The organism is Pseudomonas sp. P5_B2 (genome assembly GCF_056400445.1).
The window spans coordinates 1-3,026 of sequence record NZ_JBFULH010000499.1 but is presented as its reverse complement, the minus strand read 5'-3'; the positions used below and the strand labels follow the sequence as shown (position 1 = coordinate 3,026).

Here is a 3,026-nt window from a genome sequence, read left to right as displayed (position 1 = left end):
CGGCTGGGGTCATGGCGCTGAACGTGACGAAGCCAAGCGTATTTTCGATGGCTACCTTGAGGCTGGCGGAAACTTCATCGACACCGCCAACGGCTATCAGGCGGGTCAGTCGGAAGCAATGCTTAGCGAGTTCATTGCCGCCGAGCGAGACCGGTTGGTGATCGCGACCAAATTCACCATGGGGACTACGCCGGACGCAGGCATTTCCCACACTGGCAACAGCCGCAAGAACATGGTCCGCGCCGTCGAGGAAAGCCTCAAACGGTTGAACACTGATCACATCGACTTGTTCTGGGCGCATATGAGCGATGGCGTGACGCCAATGGAAGAAATCCTCCGGGGCTTCGACGACCTGATGCGTGCCGGCAAGATTCACTACGCGGGATTGTCAAATTTCCCGGCCTGGCGCATCGCCCGCGCTGACGTACTGGCCGAAGTGCGCGGTTTTGCACCAATTGTGGCGATTCAGGCCGAATACAGCCTGGCCGAGCGCACCGCTGAGCGTGAACTGTTGCCGATGGCAGAAGCGCTGGGGCTGGCCGCCACGTTGTGGTCACCATTGGGTGGCGGATTTCTCACCGGCAAATACCGCACTCGTGATGAGAACAACCGCGCCGCGAAACTCGGCATGCTGATTCACAGCGAAAAAAGCGCCCATGAAACAGCCCTGCTCGACACCTTGCTCGCGGTGGCGTCAGAACTTGAGGCCACGCCAACCCACGTGGCCATTGCCTGGTTGCGGGAAAAAGCCAAGCGTTCAACAACGGCGCTGATTCCGATTCTTGGCTCGCGCACCCGCGAACAACTGGACGCGACGCTGGGAGCTTTGGCCGTAGAGATGAGTGCCGAGCAGTTATCGCGACTGGATGGGGTCAGCGATGTGGCCAAGGGTGTGCCGCATGAAACGATTGCCGGATCGGTGGCGCGGTTTACCGGGGCTGAGACTCTGGACCTGCCTATCGTCCCTGTGGCCTGACACACATCAAAACTGTGGGAGCGAGACCGGCTTGCCGGCGATAGAGGACTGACATTCAGCATCCATGTCGAATGTGCTGACCTCATCGCCGGCAAGCCGGTCTCGCTCCCACGCTTATTGCGGTGGACTAACGCCCCCTATGGCATCAGCTTGTTGACGATCACTCGTTCAACCCTGTGCTTGTCATAAGGCGGATAGCGAACACCAGGATCGATCGCGGTGCTGTGATGCAGCACCCCTCGCGCATTGGTAAAGGCTTCGAATCCCCAGCGCCCGTGATACTTGCCCATGCCGGAACTGCCAACCCCACCGAATGGAAGCTCCGGAAACAGCGGATGGATCGCGCAGTCATTGACCTCCGCGTCGCCGGAACGCGTGAAGGCCAAAATCTCGTTCACTACGTCATCGTCCTCGGAAAATATGTACACGCCGAGTGGGCTTGGCCGGTCGTTGATCCACTGGATAACGGCGCCTATCGAATCAATCTCAAGCACCGGAAGGATCGGGCCGAAGACCTCTTCCTGCATGATCGGCGAATCCAATGCAACATCTACCAGCACCGTCGGCGCGATGTACAGCTCGTCCGGGTCGGTCTGGCCGCCGGCGACGGCCGTGCCGCTGCCGAGCAACGCCACCAGCCGATCGAAGTTGCGACGGTTGATCACGCGCCCGTAGTCTGGACTCTGCTTCGGATCATCGCCGTAGAACTCGCGGATGGTGTCCTTCATGTGCTGCACAAATTCATCCTTGACCTGCGGCCAGACCAGCACATGATCGGGCGCCGTGCAGATGTGGCCGGAATTGGCAAAGCGCCCGTAGGCGATACGCCGTGCGGCGACCTTCAGATTGGCCGATGCATGGACGATGGTCGGATTTTTGCCGCCCAGTTCGAGCACGCAGGGGGTGAGGTTTTTCGCGGCGGCCTGATGCACGATCTTGCCAACCGACGGGCTGCCGGTGAAAAAAATCATATCCCACTGCTGTGCCAGCAAGGCCGTGGTCTCGGGGACAGCCCCCTCTACGACCGCGACTATGCGCGGATCGAAATACTGGGGCACCAGACGCGCCACAGCGCTCGCACAGTGAGCCGCAACCTCTGAGGGTTTGAGCACCGCCGTGTTGCCAGCGGCCAGCGCGGCCACTAAAGGGCCGAAGAGCAACATGAGCGGTTCGTTCCACGCACTGATGATCAGCGCAACGCCCAGCGGATCGCGATGTACGCGGATATAGCCAGGCTCGAACATCACGGGCATCGGCTCGTGCAGCGGCTCCATCCATGACTCGATGTGCTTTAGGGCGTAGGCCGCCTCCTTCGCGCAGTAGTTCACGTCCATCAGCTCGGCATCGTTGACGTTGCGGCGCAGATCCTTCCAGAGTGCGTCGCACAACTCGTCGTGATGGTCGGTGAACAAGGCCTTGACCGCTTCGAGCTGGGTCTTGCGCCACGCCAGTGAGCGCGTATGGCCCTCAAGGAAGTAAGCCCGCTGAACAGCGACAAGCGATGAATAGTCAGGATTCGACATGCTGAATTTACTCCCGCAAATGTGGCGAGCGACGCTTGTCGCTGGCGCCTGTATCCAGTGACCGAGAGCGCTCAGAGGCGCACTGCAATTTCGCCATCCTGCTCGCATGCGCAGTGCCTGATCGAAGTACGCCGGCATCTTGTCGTACCAGTCAGTAATGTACGACCACTCTGGCGCGGCGAAGAATTTCTTGGGTGGTACGTAGAGCGTGCTGCCGTAACGTGCGAGCCGCCGCCAACTCCGGCGCCGTGGAGCACCAGCACATCGTCGAGGAACGTCAGGCGCTGTAAGCCGTACATTTGCGCTTCAGGCTGCCAGAGGTAAACATCCCAGTTGGTCTTGGGGATCGCGCTATCAGGCCATCGCCCGTCCTGCCTCCATGACGCCGACCCGGTAGCTTTCGGTCGCGCGCAAGGCGGCAACTCTGCCGCCGAACCCGGAACCGATCACAATCAAGTCGTAGTCGAAGTCAGACATTTCGGCACCTCATTCGGGCCTGGTAGTTGAGCTTAGACTCGATTGAGAGA

General features: G+C 60.0%; 3 protein-coding genes. 1 reads left to right on the top strand and 2 read right to left on the bottom strand.

Features of this window, described 5'->3' with window-relative positions:
• A partial coding sequence (locus tag AC1DRJ_RS22970) for an aldo/keto reductase (protein ID WP_477804169.1) occupies positions 1-976 on the top strand: 976 nt, incomplete at its 5' end.
• A gap of 137 nt (positions 977-1,113) precedes the next feature.
• On the opposite strand, the gene AC1DRJ_RS22965 is transcribed toward AC1DRJ_RS22970, so the two are convergent.
• The gene (locus tag AC1DRJ_RS22965) at positions 1,114-2,499 is read right to left on the bottom strand and encodes an aldehyde dehydrogenase family protein (protein ID WP_477804168.1); all 1,386 of its coding nucleotides are present in this window, start codon (positions 2,497-2,499) and stop codon (positions 1,114-1,116) included.
• A 354-nt stretch (positions 2,500-2,853) separates the two neighbouring features.
• Positions 2,854-2,976: a hypothetical protein gene (locus tag AC1DRJ_RS22960; protein WP_477804167.1), complete on the bottom strand. Its 123-nt coding sequence runs from the start codon at positions 2,974-2,976 to the stop codon at positions 2,854-2,856.
• Positions 2,977-3,026: the final 50 nt, after the last annotated feature.

Coding starts and splice junctions, on each gene's coding strand:
- AC1DRJ_RS22965 (WP_477804168.1), bottom strand. CDS start 2,499: ATGTCGAATCCTGACTATTCATCGCTTGTCGCTGTTCAGCGGGCTTAC.
- AC1DRJ_RS22960 (WP_477804167.1), bottom strand. CDS start 2,976: ATGTCTGACTTCGACTACGACTTGATTGTGATCGGTTCCGGGTTCGGC.